Raw genomic sequence first — 15,968 nt, 5'->3', positions numbered from 1 at the left:
GCACGTCGTTTGCGAACTTCCCCGCCAGCTGGAACGGCAGCTGGCGCCTGCAAGGGCGCGGTCAACAGGGACCTCAGGGGATATCGCAGTGAAACTCACTCGTCGCACGGTCATCGGCGCCGCCTTTGCAGGCGCCACGGTTCTCTCCTCGCTGCTGCCGGCGGCGGCGCAAGAGACCATCAAGGTCGGCATCCTGCACTCGCTCTCCGGCACGATGGCGATCTCGGAGACGACGCTGAAGGACGTCATGCTCATGCTCATCGAGGAGCAGAACAAGAAGGGCGGCGTGCTCGGCAAGAAGCTCGAGGCGGTGGTGGTCGATCCGGCCTCGAACTGGCCGCTCTTCGCCGAGAAGGCGCGCGAGCTGATCGTCAAGGACAAGGTCGCGGCCGTGTTCGGCTGCTGGACCTCGGTCTCGCGCAAGTCGGTGCTCCCGGTGTTCAAGGAGCTGAACTCGATCCTGTTCTACCCGGTCCAGTACGAGGGCGAGGAGAGCGAGCGCAACGTGTTCTACACCGGCGCCGCGCCGAACCAGCAGGCGATCCCGGCCGTCGACTACCTCGCCAAGGAGGAGAAGGTCGAGCGCTGGGTCCTGGCCGGCACCGACTACGTCTACCCGCGCACGACCAACAAGATCCTGGAGGCCTATCTTCTCGCCAAGGGCGTGAAGAAGGAGGATATCCTGATCAACTACACGCCGTTCGGCCATTCCGACTGGCAGACCATCGTCTCCGACATCAAGAAGTTCGGCACCGCCGGCAAGAAGACCGCCGTGGTCTCGACCATCAACGGCGACGCCAACGTTCCCTTCTACAAGGAGCTCGGCAACCAGGGCATCAAGGCGACCGACATCCCGGTCGTGGCGTTCTCGGTGGGCGAGGAAGAGCTCGCCGGCATCGACACCAAGCCGCTGGTCGGCCATCTCGCCGCCTGGAACTACTTCCAGTCGGTCAAGACGCCGGAGAACGAGGCCTTCATCAAGCAGTGGAAGGCCTACAAGAAGAACGACAAGGCCGTCACCAACGATCCGATGGAAGCCCATGTCGTCGGCTTCAACATGTGGGTGAAGGCGGTCGAGAAGGCCAAGTCCACCGATCCGGACAAGGTGATCGACGCGCTGCCCGGTATCGAGGCGCCGAACCTGACCGGCGGCGTCTCGAAGATGCTGCCGAACCACCACATCACCAAGCCGGTGCTGATCGGCGAGATCAAGGGCGACGGCCAGTTCGACGTGGTCTCGAAGACCGGCCTAGTCGCCGGCGACGCCTGGTCGAAGGAGCTCGACGGCTCCAAGGACCTGGTCGGCGATTGGGTCGAGAAGAAGTGCGGCAACTTCAACGTCAAGACCGGCAAGTGCGGCGGCGCCTGAGTTAAGAGGGGGAAGGGCGGCACGGTCGGAAAGCCCGGCCGCCCTTCGAATTGCCTGGGCATGCCGCCGGATCGGCCGGCGGCATGCTGGACAGCCGACCAGCCAATCGAAGCGAGACATGCGGATTCTTCCCAGCCTCCTGCGCATGCTTGCGCTCGCGATGACGCTCGCCTTCGCGCCGGCCATCGCATTCGCACAGAGCGCCGACGATGCCTTCGCGCGCCTCGGCGCCGACAGCTTCTCGGACACGGTTCGCGCGATCGACATCCTCGTCCAGAGCGCGCATCCGAATGCGGCGGTGATCATCGAGGCGCTGGCCGATGGCCGGCTGCTCGCCGGCGGCGGCGTGGTCGCGGTGAAGACCAAGGACGGCGGTTTCCTCGACGCGAAGACCGGGCAGGCGCTGACAGCCGCGCCGGCGGGGCTCAATCCGGTCAGGCTCAACAACAATGTCAGGCGGGTGATCCAGGGCGCGCTCGGCGGGCTCGGCCTGCTCAATCCCGATCCGGCCAGGCGCGTCGCGGCGGCCGAGGCGGTGTTCCGGGCGCGCGATCTCTCTGTGCTCCCCGTCCTCGAAGCGGCCATCGCCAAGGAAACCAATGACCGGGCGCGCCGGGCCCTGCGCGAGGCGCAGGCGGCGATCCTGATCGTCAAGACCGATGCACCGCCCTTCGACCGGATCGCCGCCGTCGACGTGCTGCGCGAGCGCGGCGACCAGGATGCGCTGGCGACTCTGCGCGCTTTGCCGGGCGACGCCTCGCCGGGCCTGAAGGAAGCGCAGGGGCGCGCCATTTCCGACATCGAGGGCAAGCTCGCTCTGTGGCGGGCCGGACAGAACCTCTGGTACGGGCTTTCGCTCGGCTCGGTGCTGCTGCTCGCTGCGATCGGCCTCGCCATCACCTTCGGCGTGATGGGCGTGATCAACATGGCGCACGGCGAGATGGTCATGCTCGGCGCCTACACCACCTTCATCGTGCAGGAGGTGATCCGGGCGCGTTTCCCGGGGCTGTTCGACTGGTCGCTGGCGATCGCGATCCCGGCCGCCTTCACCGTCGCCGGCGCTGTCGGCATCGCGATCGAGCGCGGCGTCATCCGCTTTCTCTATGGAAGGCCGCTGGAGACGCTGCTGGCGACCTGGGGCATCAGCCTGATCCTGCAGCAGGCGGTGCGCACCGCCTTCGGCCCGACCAACCGCGAGGTCGGCGCTCCCTCCTTCATGTCCGGTGCTTTCGAGCTTGGCGGCTTGGCGATCACCTGGAACCGGCTCTGGATCATCGTCTTCGCCGCGCTCGTCTTCCTGGCGCTGCTGGCGATCCTCAAGCTGACGCCGATGGGCCTGCAGATGCGCGCGGTCACCCAGAACCGGCGCATGGCCTCGGCGATGGGCATCCGCACCGGCCGGATCGACGCGCTGACCTTCGGACTCGGCTCAGGGGTAGCAGGCCTTGCCGGCGTCGCGCTCTCGCAGATCGACAATGTCAGCCCCAATCTCGGCCAGAGCTACATCATCGACAGCTTCATGGTCGTGGTCTTCGGCGGCGTCGGCAATCTCTGGGGCACGCTGATCAGCGCCATGAGCCTCGGCGTCGCCAACAAGCTCCTTGAGCCCTATGCCGGCGCCGTGCTCGGCAAGATCGCGCTGCTCGTCTTCATCATCCTGTTCATCCAGAAGCGCCCGCGCGGCCTGTTCGCGCTCAAGGGCAGGGCGGTGGAAGCATGATCACCCGCTTCCTGCTCTCGAACATGGACAAGCGGGGCTATGCCTTCCTCGCCATCGTCGCGGCGATCGGCCTGCTGGTGCCGCTGGCGAACCTCTTGATGCCGGCCGGCTCGCCCTTGCACGTCTCCACCGCGACCATGTCGCTCTGGGGCAAATATCTCTGCTACGCGCTGCTGGCGATCTCGCTCGATCTGGTCTGGGGCTATTGCGGCATCCTCTCGCTCGGCCACGGTGCCTTCTTTGCGCTCGGCGGCTATGCGATGGGCATGTACCTGATGCGCCAGATCGGCTCGCGCGGCGTCTACGGCAATCCGGTGCTGCCCGACTTCATGGTCTTCCTGAACTGGAGGGAGTTGCCCTGGTACTGGTACGGCTTCTCCTCCTTCCCCTTCGCCATGCTGATGGTGCTGCTGGTCCCCGGCCTGCTCGCCTTCGTCTTCGGCTGGTTCGCCTTCCGCAGCCGCGTCACCGGCGTCTATCTCTCGATCATCACGCAGGCGCTGACCTATGCGCTGCTGCTCGCCTTCTTCCGCAACGATATGGGTTTCGGCGGCAATAACGGCCTGACCGACTTCAAGGACATCCTCGGCTTCAACGTGCAGGCGCAGGGCACGCGCGCGGCGCTGTTCGCGATGACCTGCACGATGCTGATCTCCGGCTTCCTGATCGCGCGCGGCATCGTCACCTCCAAGCTCGGCAAGGTGGTGATCGCGATCCGCGACGCGGAATCGCGCACGCGCTTCCTCGGCTACCGGGTCGATCGCTTCAAGCTCTTCGTCTTCACCGTCTCGGCCTGCATGGCCGGCGTCGCCGGAGCGCTCTACGTGCCGCAGGTCGGCATCATCAATCCCAGCGAATTCGCCCCGGCCAACTCGATCGAGACGGTGATCTGGGTCGCGGTCGGCGGGCGCGGCTCGCTGGTCGGCGCAGCGCTCGGGGCGGTCGTCGTCAACTGGGCCAAGACGATGTTCACCTCCGGCTTCATGGCGCCGTACTGGCTGTTCGCGCTGGGCGCGCTCTTCGTCTTCGTCACGCTGTTCATGCCCAAGGGTATTCTGGGCACCGCGCAGGGCTGGTGGGAGGGCCGCAAGCAGCCCGAGCCCGCGCCAGCAGCCGAACCGGCGCCGGCGGAGTAACTGATATGAACGCTCCCACACCCGGCGCGCTGACTTCCTCGCTGCTCTATCTCGACGGCGTCAGCGTCTCCTTCGACGGCTTCAAGGCGATCCGCGGCCTGTCGCTGACCATCGAACCCGGCGAGATGCGCGCCATTATCGGCCCGAACGGCGCCGGCAAGACGACGATGATGGACATCATCACCGGCAAGACCCGGCCGGACGAGGGCACGGTGATGTTCGGCGGCTCGGTCGACCTCACCAGGCTCGACGAGGCTGCGATCGCCAATCTCGGCATCGGCCGCAAATTTCAGAAGCCGACCGTGTTCGACTTCCACACCATCGAGGACAACATCCTGCTGGCGCTGAAATCGAAGCGCACGGTGCTGAAGACGCTGTTCTGGCAGACGGAAGGGCCGCAGCAGAAGCGGATCGACGAGATCCTCGGCATCATCAAGCTCGCCGACAAGCGCGATCGACTCGCCGGCTCGCTCTCGCATGGCCAGAAGCAGTGGCTCGAGATTGGCATGCTGCTGGCGCAGGATCCCAAGCTCCTCCTCGTCGACGAGCCGGCCGCCGGCATGACCGATGGCGAGACGGCGCAGACGGCGGTGCTACTCAAGGAGATCGCCAGGGATCACTCGGTCATCGTGGTCGAGCACGACATGGGCTTCATCCGCGAGCTCGGCGTGAAGGTGACGGTCCTGCATGAGGGCTCGGTGCTGGCCGAGGGGCCCCTCGATCAGGTTAGCGCCAATGAGCGCGTGGTCGAAGTCTATCTGGGGCGCTAGCATGATCAGGACAGGTAGAAGCCGGTTTTCCGATCAGGCCATGCAGCGGGGCAACTGCTCATGCTGACTGTGGATGCCATCGATCTCCACTACGGTGCCGCTCAGGCACTTCGGCGTGTCTCGGTCAGCGCCGAGATCGGCAAGGTCACCTGCGTCATGGGCCGCAACGGCGTCGGCAAGACCTCGCTGATGCGCGCCATCGTCGGCCACCAGCCGATCTCGGGCGGGCATATCCGCCTCGACGGCGAGGACATCTCGGCGCTGCGCAGCGAGGACAGGGCCCGCGCCGGCATCGCCTATGTGCCGCAGGGCCGCGAGGTCTTCCCGCTGCTGACGGTGAAGGAAAACCTCGAAACCGGTTTTGCGCCCTTGCCCCGCAAGGAGCGCTTCATCCCGAATGAACTGTTCGACCTATTCCCCGTGCTGAAGTCCATGCTGGGCCGGCGCGGCGGAGACCTCTCGGGTGGCCAGCAGCAGCAGCTCGCGATCGCGCGGGCGCTGGTCACCCGACCCAGGCTGCTGGTGCTGGACGAGCCGACCGAGGGCATCCAGCCCTCGATCATCAAGGATATCGGCCGCGCCATCGACTACCTCCGCCAGAAGGGCGGCATGGCGATCGTCCTGGTCGAGCAGTATTTCGACTTCGCCCGCGACCTCGCCGACACGATGTTCGTGATGGATCGCGGCGAGGTCGTGCTCGCTGGGCCGATGGCGGAGCTGGATGGCAACCAGGTGCAGAGGTTGATCCAAGTCTAGCGGCCAAGGCATTGAAGTGGAAACGCCTTCCGTCATGGTCGGGCTTGCCCCGACCATCCACGTCTTCCTTCATCAGATGCGGTGTTCAAGACGTGGATGCTCGCCACAAGGGCGAGCATGACGGAGACCTGACCCGCTGACTAGAGTCAGCGGGTCCGATGCAGCCTCGGTTCAAGCCGCTAGGTCACGCGCGGCGAAGACTTCCTTCGCCGCGAACAATCCGTTGAGCGCCGCCGGGAAGCCGGCATAGACCGCCATCTGGATCAGGATCTCGGTGATCTCCTGGCGCGACAATCCGACGTTCAGCCCGGCCTCGATATGGACCTTGAGCTGCGGCTGGGCGTTGCCCAGCGCGGCCAGCGCCGCGATCGTCGCGATCTCGCGGGAGCGCAGGTCGAGCCCCGGTCGCGAATAGATGTCCCCGAACGAGAATTCGAACACGTAGTCGGCGAAATCGGGTGCGATGTCGGCGAGCGCCGCGATCACCTTGTGGCCGGCCTCGCCGTCGATCTCAGCGAGAGCCCGCCTGCCGCGCTCCAGCCGGCTGGTTTCGGCGTGTGCGTTGATGTGCGTCATGGTCTTCGATCCTCTTCTCGATGTCGGCATAGCCGGCGATCTTGGTGTCGAGGACGAGAAGGCAGGCTTCGAGTTCGGCGACGCGAGCGCGAACCTGCTCGCGGTGCCGTTCCAGCAGCAGACGACGATCGGCTTCCGTACCGGCCCCCGTTTCGCGCAACGCCGCATAACGCAGCATTTCGCGGATCGGCATGCCGGTGGTCTTGAGCCGGCCGAGGAAATCGATCCAAGTCAGGATCGACGCGTCGTAGTCGCGCTGGCGCGACCGGTCCCTGTCGGCATAGGGCAGCAGCCCGATCCGCTCGTAATAGCGGATCGTATGGGCCGACAGTCCCGATCGCCTGGCAAGTTCACCGATCTTCATGGCCGCCTTCTCATCACGACGCCCGGGAAGCTACGAGTTCGAGCGCACTCTAAGTCAATGCGGTCGGTGAAAGTTTTTTCGAGAGGCCGCGCCATCTCAAAATTCCAGCGGTGCGTTGTCGATGACCTCCTTCATCACGAAGAAGGTGCGGGTCTGGCGCACGCCCGGCAGCGCCAGCAGCGTCCTGGCATGCAGCTTGTTGAAGTCGGCGAGGTCGCGCACGCGGATCTTGAGGAAATAGTCGAAATCGCCGGCGACGATGTGGCAGTCGAGCACGACGGGGAGCTGCTTCACCGCCTCCTCGAACAGGCCGAAGCTCTCCGGCGTCGAGCGATCGAGCACGACGCCGACGATGGCGAGCGTGCCTTTCTCGACCTTATGCGGATCGACCTGCGCGCGCACGCCGGTGACATAGCCTTCCGCGAACAGGCGCTGGATGCGGCGATGGCAGGTGGCGGCGCTGGTGTTCACCCGCTTGGCAATCTCGGCATTGCCCATACGCCCATCGGCCTGCAGCAGGCGCAGGATTCTGAGGTCGGTCCGGTCGAGTTCGGCCTCCATGGATGATTCTTCCGTTTTATCCGCCAATGATGTCGCTAGAGGCTAGCAGACTACAGTTTCGGCGAAAGCAAAGAGAAAATCGAAAGCCAAGTTCGGGAGCACCTTTCAGGGCCATTTTGCTAGCGTTTGCGGGTCATTTCAGGAGGGAACCCCGCCATGCTCGCCAAGTTCGAACGCTATCCGCTGACCTTCGGTCCGTCGCCGATCGAGAAGCTCTCGCGCCTCTCCGCCCATCTCGGCGGCGGGGTCGAACTCTATGCCAAGCGCGAGGATTGCAATTCCGGCCTCGCCTTCGGCGGCAACAAATTGCGCAAGCTCGAATACATCGTCCCGGATGCGATCGCGTCCGGTGCCGACACGCTGGTCTCGATCGGCGGTGTGCAGTCCAACCACACCCGCATGGTCGCCGCGACCGCCGCCAAGATCGGCATGAAATGCCGCCTCGTGCAGGAGAGCTGGGTGCCGCATGAGGACGCGGTCTATGACCGGGTCGGCAACATCCTGATGTCGCGGGTGATGGGCGCCCATGTCGAGCTGGTCGACGAGGGCTTCGACATCGGTATCCGGGCCAGCTGGGAAAAGGCGCTGGCGGATGTGAAGGCCAAGGGCGGCAAGCCCTATGCGATCCCGGCCGGTGCCTCCGTGCACAAGTTCGGCGGGCTCGGCTATGTCGGCTTCGCCGAGGAGGTGAGGGCGCAGGAGCAAGAGCTCGGCTTCAAGTTCGACTACATCGTGGTCTGCACCGTCACCGGCTCGACCCATGCCGGGATGGTCGTCGGCTTCGCCAAGGACGGCCGCCAGCGCAACGTCATCGGCATCGACGCCTCGTTCACGCCGGCGCAGACCAGAGCGCAGGTGCTCGATATCGCCCAGAAGACCTCCGAACTCGTCGGCGGCAAGCAGATCACGGCCGACGATATCGTGCTGAACGAGGACTACGCCTACCCGGTCTATGGCGTGCCCTCGCAGGAGACGATCGAAGCGATCCGCCTGTCGGCCCGGCTCGAGGGCATGATGACCGACCCCGTCTATGAGGGGAAATCGATGCAGGGCATGATCGATCTGGTGAAGAAGGGCTTTTTCCCGGCCGGCTCGAAGGTGCTCTATGCCCATCTTGGCGGCGTGCCGGCGATCAACGGCTACAGCTACACCTTCCGCAATGGTTGAGCGTCATGGAGGCACTCGTCCTCTGTGAGATCGCGCCGGGGCGCGAGGATCTGCGCGAGACCCTGCTCGCGCGGGTCGGCCGGCTCGGGCTGAACGGGCGGGCGAAGCTGAGCTTCGTCGCCCGCGACCGGAACGCGCCGGGCAAGACGCTCGTGGCGGTCGGCTTTCCAGACGCGGCCAGCGCCGAGCGCTTCGCTGCCGAGGCCGTTGGCGACGGGCTTGCTCCGGCCGAGGTCAGGCTGCTCGCGGTCGAGCCCACCTGGCAGGCCGAGCCGCTTCCGCTGATGTTCCCCTGACAGAGATCGGTGCCGGGCTATGGCCTGGCGCCGGCTGCGTCCGGCAGGTCGCCGATGACCGTGCCCGCGGCCTTCGGCCTGGTGAGCGGGGCCGGGGTCGGCTGGTTGCCATGGACCAGGTCCTGGCCAGCATAGATGTCGCTCGCGACCTGGAGGTCGAGCCGCTCGGCATCGCGACGGCGGACATCCTCGACGATCTCGGCGGCTTCCTCCTCCGGCACGCCCAGCGCGCGCAGGACTTCGCCGCCGAAGACCATGGCGGATTCGAAGGTCTCGCGGACCTGATAGTCGACGCCGGCGCGGATCAGGTCCATCGAATGGCCGCGGTCGAAGGCGCGCACGAACAGCTTGGCATGCGGAAACTCGGCCTGCGCGACGCGCACGATCGCGTTTGCCGTCTCGCGCTTCTCGACGCAGACCAGGATCGCCTCGGCCTGATGGGCGCCCGAGGCGTGCAGGATGTCGGCTCGGGTGCCGTCGCCATAATAGACCTTGAAGCCGAAGGTCGCGGCCGCCTGGATCATCTCGACGTCGGTCTCGATCAGCGAGATGCTGCAGCCGCGGGCGAGCAAAGCCTGGCTCGCGACCTGGCCGAAGCGGCCGAAGCCGACGACGAGGATGCGCCCTTTGAGGCCCTCGGCGTGTTCGACGCCATCCAGCGATTCAGGTTCAGGCGGCATGAAGCGGTCGATGGCGAGCACGACAAGGGGAGTGATCGCCATCGACAGGATCACGATCGCGCTGGCGATGGCGTTGATGCGTGCATCGAAGATGCCGGCAGCCGCAGCGGCGCTGTAGAGCACGAAGGCGAACTCGCCGCCCTGCGAGAACAGCGCGACGCGGGTGATCGCATTGCGCGTGCGGGTGCGGAACAGCTTGGCGACGATGAAGATGCCGGCTGCCTTGACCAGCATGAAGGCGGCGACGCCGAGCGCGACGGCCCGCCATTCCTGGCCGATCAGCTTGAGATCGAGCGACATGCCGACCGCCAGAAAGAACATGCCGAGCAGCAGGCCGCGGAACGGCTCGATATCGGCCTCGAGCTGGTGGCGGAAAGTGGATTCGGAGAGCAGCACGCCGGCGAGGAAGGCGCCCATCGCCATGGAGAGGCCGCCGAGCTGCATCGCCAGAGCCGAGCCGAGCACGACGAGCAGCGCCGCGCCGGTCATGACCTCGCGGGCCTGGGCATTGGCGAGCAGCCGGAACATCGGATTGAGCAGCCATTTGCCGGCGACGACGAGGCCGATGAGCGAGCCGGCGCCGATCAGCAGCGGCATCAGGCCACTGCTACTGGCTGCCTTCGCCGGCGCCAGAACAGCAACGACGGCGAGCAGCGGCACGATGGCGAGGTCTTCGAGCAGCAGGATCGAGACCGCCTGCTGGCCGTGCGGCGTCGAGGCCTCGCCGCGCTCGTTCAGCATCTGCATCACGACCGCGGTGGATGAGAGCACGAAGCCCATGCCGGCGATGAAGGCTGCGGCGGGGCCGAGGCCGGCCAGGATACCGACGCCGGTCAGCAGCGCGCCGCAGAGCCCGACCTGGGCGACGCCGAGGCCGAAAATCTCGCCGCGCAGGTTCCAGAGCCGCGAGGGCTGCATCTCCAGCCCGATGATGAACAGGAACATGACGACGCCGAACTCGGCGACGTGGAGCACGCTTTCCGGATTGGAGAACAGGCCGATGCCGGAAGGGCCGATGACGAGGCCGCCGGCGAAATAGCCGAGCACCGAGCCGAGCTTGAGCTTGCGGAAGATCGGCACCGCGATGACGCCAGCTCCCAGCAGCCCGACGGCCTGAACCAGATCCTGAGAGAAGCCTTCGGCCGCCATGACGCTCCCTTTGCCTGCCTTCGCTGTGGATATCCGTGCCTTCGAACCAGAAGGCGCCCAGGCGGTTTAGGCAAGCTTTCGCCCGGCCGCCAGAGCGCCCGGACAACACGATGCAGCTGGCGTGCCGGCCGGCCAACGCTTGCCGGCCGGCTTTCATCGGGGCATTTAGCATCGCCAAAGCCGGCTCTCTGCCGGCAGCAGGAGCGTTCGCGATGCAGCTTGGAGTGGTCGGCCTCGGCCGCATGGGAGCCAATATCGTCCGGCGGCTGCACCGCGCCGGGCATAATTGCGTGGTCTATGACCGCGATCCGAAGCCGGGCGAGGCGCTGGCGAAGGACGGTGCCGTCAATGTCGGCGATCTCAAGGAGATGGTGGCGAAGCTGCAGGCGCCGCGCGCGATCTGGATCATGCTGCCGGCCGGCGAGATCACCGAGAAGACGCTTGCCGATCTCGCGGCGATGATGAGCCCCGGCGACACGCTGATCGATGGTGGCAACGCCTTCTGGAAGGACGATGTCCGGCGCGGGCGCGAGCTCGAGGCCAAGGGCCTGCACTATCTCGATATCGGCACCTCCGGCGGCGTGCACGGACTCGATCGCGGCTACTGCCTGATGATTGGTGGCGACAAGGCGACCTTTGACCGGCTCGAGCCGATCTTCCAGGCGCTGGCGCCAGGCAAGGGTGGGATCGAGCCGACCAGGCATCGCGAGGGGCGCAATCCGACGGCCGAGCAGGGCTATCTGCATTGCGGCCCGGCCGGCGCCGGCCATTTCGTCAAGATGATCCATAACGGCATCGAATACGGGATGATGCAGGCCTTCGCCGAGGGCTTCGACCTCTTGCGCAACGCCTCGGCCAAGGACGGGCTGCCGGAGGAGTACGGCTTCGACTTCGACGTCGCCGAGATCGCCGAGGTCTGGCGCCGCGGCTCGGTCGTGACCTCCTGGCTGCTCGACCTGACCGCCGAGGCGCTGGCGGCCGACGAGGAGCTCGGCGCCTATTCCGGCCATGTCTCGGATTCGGGCGAGGGGCGCTGGACGGTGCAGGCGGCGATCGAGACCGCGACGCCGGCGGAGGTGCTGACCTCCTCGCTCTACACCCGCTTCCGCTCGCGCAAGGACCATACCTTCGCCGAGAAGATCCTCTCCGCCATGCGCGCCGGCTTCGGCGGCCATGTCGAGCCGAAAAAGCAGGGCTGACGCGGATGGTTTTCGCGCAAGACGCCGGCGCGCCGGCGGTGATCGTCGTGATGGGCGTGGCGAGCTCGGGCAAGACCTCGCTCGGCGAGCGACTGGCCGAGCGGCTCGGCTGGCCCTTCCGCGACGCCGACTCGTTCCACCCGCCTGCTAATGTCGCGAAGATGTCTTCAGGTATTCCGCTGACCGACGAGGACCGCAAGCCCTGGCTCGCGGCGATCGCGGCCTGGATCGACGAATTGCGGACCACAGGCGGCAACGGCATCGTCACCTGCTCGGCGCTGAAGAAGGCCTATCGCGACGTGATCGTGGGCGACCGGCCCGATGTCGCGCTGGTCTATCTCAGGGGCTCGCGCGAGCTGATCGGCCAGCGCATGGCGGCGCGCCAGCACCATTTCATGCCGCCGGCTCTGCTCGATAGCCAGTTCGCGACGCTGGAGGAGCCGGGCGCGGACGAGAATCCGCTCGTCGTCCAAGTCGAGGCGAGCAAGGAGGCGATCGTCGAGCAGGTGGTGCGCGAGCTGCGGCTGGGCTAGCCGCCCGGCGGCGCGCTGTCCCGCGAGGTCAGCGCCGCGATATCCTGGGCGGAATGGCGCGGCCTGAGCGAGGTGGCAAACAGCGCCAACCTGTGCCGGAGATAGGCCAGGATCAGCGGCAGCAGCGGCGCCTGCGAACGATCGGCTGTGTGCACGGAAGCCTCCGCCCACATCAGACGGGCATATCCCGTCCGACATGCAGCCTGCGCCCGTCCGGCACCGGCTGCAAGCCCGCTCCTAGTTTCAACCGATTGAAAAAAGGCCGCAATCAGAGCATTGCTTAGGGGAGGCGGGGGAGCCGCCGGTCCCAAGGTATCATCATGCTCGACAAAGCCGTTCCGCCGCGCACGCTGAAGCTCAATGCCGCCGACAATGTCGCGGTCGCCGTCGATCCGATCGATGTCGGTGTCAGCGCGGCCGGTGTCACCGCGCTGAAGCGCGTCCCGCGCGGCCACAAGATCGCTCTGACCCGGATCGCCAAGGACGAGCCGATCCGCAAGTTCGGCCAGATCATCGGCTTCGCGACGCTCGACATCCCGCCCGGCGAATGGGTGCATGAGCACAATACCGGCTTCCACGCCTTCGAGCGTGACTATGCCTATGCTGCCGAAGCGAAGACGGAGTTCGTGCTGCCGGTCGAGCAGCAGGCGACCTTCGAGGGCTTTCGCCGCAAGGCCGGCAACGCCGGCACCCGCAACTATGTCGGCATCCTGACTTCGGTGAACTGCTCGGCCTCGGCTGCGCGCTTCATGGCCGAGGAGGTCAAGCGCTCGGGCCTGCTCGCCGACTACCCCAATGTCGACGGCGTCATCGCCCTGACGCACGGTACCGGCTGCGGCATCGACTACAATGGCGAGAGCTTCGAGGTGCTGAAGCGCACGACCTGGGGCTATGCCTGCAACCCGAACATGGCGGCGGTGCTGGTCGTCGGCCTCGGCTGCGAGGGCTTCCAGATCAAGCGGATGAAGGAAGCCTATGGCGTCGAGGAGAGCGATGTCTTCCGGACGCTGACCATCCAGGAAACCGGCGGCACCAGGAAGGCGGTCGCGGCCGGGATCGAGGCGCTGAAGGTGATGCTGCCGATCGCCAACCAGGCCAAGCGCGAGACCGTGCCGGCGTCCGAGCTGATGCTCGCTTTGCAATGCGGCGGCTCGGACGGCTATTCCGGCATCACCGCCAACCCGGCGCTCGGCAAGGCGGTCGACCTCCTGGTCGAGCATGGCGGAACCGCGATCCTCTCCGAGACGCCGGAGATCTATGGCGCCGAACACCTGCTCACCCGTCGCGCTGCGACCCGCGAAGTCGGCGAGAAGCTCGTCGGCATCATCAAATGGTGGGAGGACTATACGGCCCGCGCCCGGATGGACATGAACAACAACCCGTCGCCCGGCAACAAGGCTGGCGGTTTGACGACCATCCTCGAGAAGTCACTCGGTGCCGCCGCCAAGGGCGGCACCAAGACGCTGGCCGCGGTCTACCACTATGCCGAGCCGGTCCGGAGCAAGGGCTTCGTCTACATGGACACGCCCGGCTACGATCCGGTTTCGGCGACGGGGCAGGTCGCCGGCGGCGCCAACATCCTCGCCTTCACCACCGGCCGCGGCTCGGCCTATGGCTGCAAGCCGACGCCCTCGGTCAAGCTCGCGACCAACACGCCGATGTATCTGAAGCAGACCGACGACATGGACCTCAATTGCGGCGACGTCCTCGACGGCGTGACGCTGGAGGAGAAGGGCAAGGAGATCTTCGATTACCTGCTGAAGATCGCCTCGGGCGAGAAGTCGAAGTCCGAAGAGATGGGCTATGGCGACGCCGAGTTCGTGCCCTGGCAGATCGGCGCGACGATGTGAGAGTGATCCTCGGCCGCGACTGAGACTTTCTCGTCATGGTCGGGCTTGTCCCGACCATCCATGTCTTCGGGGGTCGAACGTCGTGTTCAAGACGTGGATGCTCGCCACGAGGGCGAGCATGACGGTTCAGGCTTATTTGCTCACCAGCCTGAGCCGAGTTCCCCACGGGTCGGTGCTCTCGAAGCCGCGTGCCACGGCCGTCGGCGCATAGCCGGCTTTCGCCATGCGCCCGCGCTGCGTCGCCAGCAGAGCGGGATCGGCGACTTCCAGAGAGAACCAGTCGAGGCCGGTCTGGGCCCGGTCGCGCGGCCCGGCGCCGGTGCTGTTCCAGGTGTTGAGCGCGAGATGGTGATGATAGCGGCCGGATGAGAGGAAGCTCGCCGTGTCGCGGCGCGAGGTCGAATCGAGGCCGATCGCGTCGCGATAGAAGCTCTCGGACTGAGCGATGTCGCCGACGCGCAGATGCATATGGCCGATGCGTAATCCGGCCGGCGCCTCGCGATAGTCGCTGCGGCTGGTGTCCGTCAGAGCGAGGATGCCGTCGACATCGAGCCGGTGCGTGCCCATGACGACGCGCTCGCCCTCCCAGCGCCAGAGCCGCGGGTCGCGATCGGCATAGACCTCGATACCATTGCCCTCGGGATCGTCGAGATAGACCGCTTCGCTGACGCTGTGATCGGCGAAGCCGGTGAGCGGTGTCTGGTTGCCTGCGACATGGACGAGCCAGCGGGCAAGATCGTGCCGCGACGGCATCAGGAAAGCGGTATGGAACAGGCCGGCGGCATTGCGCGGCTCGAACTGCGCCTGCGGCCGCGGCTCCAGCCAGACCAGTGGGACGCCACCGGCGCCGAGCACGACACCGTCGGCGCTGGCCGAGATCACGCCGAGGCCGAGCACGGACTGGTAGTAGCGGCTCATCCTGTCGAGATCGCGTACGCGCAGGCCGATCGCTCCGCAGCGGATCGGCGTGCTGCCGGCAAAGCCGGGTCCGGAGCCCGTGCCTGCCGGTGCAGTTCCTTCCGCCCGTGCAGCCGCGGCGGCCGCCATGGCGAGCGAGGTGGTGCCGGCGAGCCGCAGCAGGGTCCGCCTCGTCAATGCGATCGTCATCGTCTCTTATTCCGGTCGCGGCGCATTGCCGCTGCGGCCGTGCAGAGCATTCTTCGCGGTGGCATGCATGTCACAAGCGCGCGAGGGCCCGCTCAAGGCGGTGCTAGGAGAAGCGATCCCAGGCCGCCTGGCGGGAAATCCCGAGCGCTTCTCCGATCGCGGCCCAGGCGATCTTGCGCTTGCGCAGGACATCAACCGTCCTGCCCAGCCCGATGGCGGTGTGCTCGTAGAGCGCAGCCTCGACCTTGAGCCAGTGCAGAAGGCGCTCGGTCGGGAGCGTCTCGAGCTGCTGAATGCTCCGGATCTCCGTATCCGGCCGTGGGGCATCGACCGGCAACGCCATGAACGCGTTACATTTGGCGACGCACTCATTGCAGATGAAGACCGCCGGACCGGCGACGAGCTTCTCGACGTCGTGCTGGTTCTTGCCGCAGAACGAACAGTGCAGGAGTGGTTTCAGCACCTTGCTCAGCCGCTTTTGCCGCTTGCTGGAGCCAGTCTCGCCTGGAGCCTGATCCGAAGTCGTCATTGCTGCCTCCTGTCAAGGTGAGCTTGACAGGAGACTCTCGCAGCCATCGTGTCTTGTCAAGTTCAGCTTGACGTCGCCGAGCCATGCCACGTCGATCCTTGCCCAGGCGCCACGACGGAAGGTCGCGCGGCAAAAGCGCCTCTGCCGGGGCCAAGCGGGCGCAGCTATCCAGCAGCTCCCTTCTGTCTCATCGAGTTCTCCCTTCA

The 15,968-nt window shown here is 66.2% G+C and carries 16 protein-coding genes and 1 pseudogene; 10 read left to right on the top strand and 7 right to left on the bottom strand.

What is annotated here, in order from left to right; translation table 11 throughout:
• The first annotated feature begins 112 nt into the window (after nt 1–112).
• The 5 genes from urtA (at nt 113) to urtE (ending at nt 5,751) form a co-directional block, all read left to right on the top strand.
• Complete coding sequence (gene urtA, locus ACWIGM_RS21285; RefSeq protein WP_454028035.1) at nt 113–1,369, top strand: urea ABC transporter substrate-binding protein; 1,257 nt, start codon at nt 113–115, stop codon at nt 1,367–1,369.
• A gap of 118 nt (nt 1,370–1,487) precedes the next feature.
• Nucleotides 1,488–3,089 carry an urea ABC transporter permease subunit UrtB gene (urtB, locus tag ACWIGM_RS21280; protein ID WP_454027940.1) on the top strand — a complete coding sequence of 534 codons (1,602 nt, stop codon included), beginning with the start codon at nt 1,488–1,490 and terminating at the stop codon, nt 3,087–3,089.
• A complete protein-coding gene (urtC, locus tag ACWIGM_RS21275; RefSeq protein ID WP_454027939.1) occupies nt 3,086–4,225 on the top strand; it encodes an urea ABC transporter permease subunit UrtC in 1,140 nt (379 codons plus the stop codon). The genes urtB and urtC overlap by 4 nt, the downstream gene beginning before the upstream one ends.
• Nucleotides 4,226–4,230: 5 nt before the next feature.
• Entirely contained in the window at nt 4,231–4,995 is a 765-nt protein-coding gene (gene urtD, locus ACWIGM_RS21270) for an urea ABC transporter ATP-binding protein UrtD (protein WP_454027938.1), read from the top strand.
• A 60-nt stretch (nt 4,996–5,055) separates the two neighbouring features.
• On the top strand, nt 5,056–5,751 hold the full coding sequence (urtE, locus tag ACWIGM_RS21265) for an urea ABC transporter ATP-binding subunit UrtE (RefSeq protein ID WP_454027937.1): 696 nt from the start codon (nt 5,056–5,058) through the stop codon (nt 5,749–5,751).
• A 171-nt stretch (nt 5,752–5,922) separates the two neighbouring features.
• Here the strand turns inward: urtE and ACWIGM_RS21260 are convergent, their stop codons facing one another.
• The 3 genes from ACWIGM_RS21260 to ACWIGM_RS21250 form a co-directional block, all read right to left on the bottom strand.
• Nucleotides 5,923–6,327 carry a carboxymuconolactone decarboxylase family protein gene (locus tag ACWIGM_RS21260; protein ID WP_454027936.1) on the bottom strand — a complete coding sequence of 135 codons (405 nt, stop codon included), beginning with the start codon at nt 6,325–6,327 and terminating at the stop codon, nt 5,923–5,925.
• On the bottom strand, nt 6,263–6,691 hold the full coding sequence (locus tag ACWIGM_RS21255; RefSeq protein ID WP_454027935.1) for a MerR family transcriptional regulator: 429 nt from the start codon (nt 6,689–6,691) through the stop codon (nt 6,263–6,265). The genes ACWIGM_RS21260 and ACWIGM_RS21255 overlap by 65 nt, the downstream gene beginning before the upstream one ends.
• Before the next feature lie 96 nt (nt 6,692–6,787).
• Nucleotides 6,788–7,252, bottom strand: coding sequence for an Lrp/AsnC family transcriptional regulator (locus tag ACWIGM_RS21250; RefSeq protein ID WP_454027934.1), 465 nt, complete (start codon nt 7,250–7,252; stop codon nt 6,788–6,790).
• Nucleotides 7,253–7,408: 156 nt separating this feature from the next.
• Here ACWIGM_RS21250 and ACWIGM_RS21245 point away from each other — a divergent pair, with 156 nt between their 5' ends.
• Both ACWIGM_RS21245 and ACWIGM_RS21240 read left to right on the top strand, forming a co-directional pair.
• Nucleotides 7,409–8,419, top strand: a complete 1,011-nt coding sequence (locus ACWIGM_RS21245; protein WP_454027933.1) for a 1-aminocyclopropane-1-carboxylate deaminase — start codon at nt 7,409–7,411, stop codon at nt 8,417–8,419.
• A gap of 5 nt (nt 8,420–8,424) precedes the next feature.
• Nucleotides 8,425–8,715 (top strand): hypothetical protein, encoded by a 291-nt coding sequence (locus ACWIGM_RS21240; RefSeq protein WP_454027932.1) that lies wholly within the window; start codon nt 8,425–8,427, stop codon nt 8,713–8,715.
• 17 nt (nt 8,716–8,732) lie between these two features.
• On the opposite strand, the gene ACWIGM_RS21235 is transcribed toward ACWIGM_RS21240, so the two are convergent.
• The gene (locus tag ACWIGM_RS21235) at nt 8,733–10,544 is read right to left on the bottom strand and encodes a monovalent cation:proton antiporter-2 (CPA2) family protein (RefSeq protein ID WP_454027931.1); all 1,812 of its coding nucleotides are present in this window, start codon (nt 10,542–10,544) and stop codon (nt 8,733–8,735) included.
• 212 nt (nt 10,545–10,756) lie between these two features.
• Here ACWIGM_RS21235 and gnd point away from each other — a divergent pair, with 212 nt between their 5' ends.
• Both gnd and ACWIGM_RS21225 read left to right on the top strand, forming a co-directional pair.
• Entirely contained in the window at nt 10,757–11,743 is a 987-nt protein-coding gene (gnd, locus tag ACWIGM_RS21230) for a phosphogluconate dehydrogenase (NAD(+)-dependent, decarboxylating) (protein WP_454027930.1), read from the top strand.
• A gap of 5 nt (nt 11,744–11,748) precedes the next feature.
• Complete coding sequence (locus ACWIGM_RS21225) at nt 11,749–12,276, top strand: gluconokinase (protein ID WP_454027929.1); 528 nt, start codon at nt 11,749–11,751, stop codon at nt 12,274–12,276.
• Here the strand turns inward: ACWIGM_RS21225 and ACWIGM_RS21220 are convergent.
• The gene (locus tag ACWIGM_RS21220; RefSeq protein WP_454027928.1) at nt 12,273–12,431 is read right to left on the bottom strand and encodes a hypothetical protein; all 159 of its coding nucleotides are present in this window, start codon (nt 12,429–12,431) and stop codon (nt 12,273–12,275) included. The two genes, ACWIGM_RS21225 and ACWIGM_RS21220, sit on opposite strands and share 4 nt — an antisense overlap.
• Nucleotides 12,432–12,596: 165 nt before the next feature.
• Between ACWIGM_RS21220 and ACWIGM_RS21215 the strand changes: the two genes are divergently transcribed.
• Nucleotides 12,597–14,126, top strand: a complete 1,530-nt coding sequence (locus tag ACWIGM_RS21215; RefSeq protein ID WP_454027927.1) for a UxaA family hydrolase — start codon at nt 12,597–12,599, stop codon at nt 14,124–14,126.
• Nucleotides 14,127–14,258: 132 nt separating this feature from the next.
• Here the strand turns inward: ACWIGM_RS21215 and ACWIGM_RS21210 are convergent, their stop codons facing one another.
• Nucleotides 14,259–15,233 carry a VOC family protein gene (locus tag ACWIGM_RS21210; protein WP_454027926.1) on the bottom strand — a complete coding sequence of 325 codons (975 nt, stop codon included), beginning with the start codon at nt 15,231–15,233 and terminating at the stop codon, nt 14,259–14,261.
• 352 nt (nt 15,234–15,585) lie between these two features.
• Nucleotides 15,586–15,705, bottom strand: a pseudogene (locus ACWIGM_RS21205) (ClpX C4-type zinc finger protein); the annotation flags it as partial.
• Nucleotides 15,706–15,968: the final 263 nt, after the last annotated feature.

Source organism: Allobosea sp. NPDC055332 (genome assembly GCF_053645455.1).
Note: the sequence above shows the minus strand (reverse complement) of the source record. Positions and strands in the feature narration are given on the sequence as shown.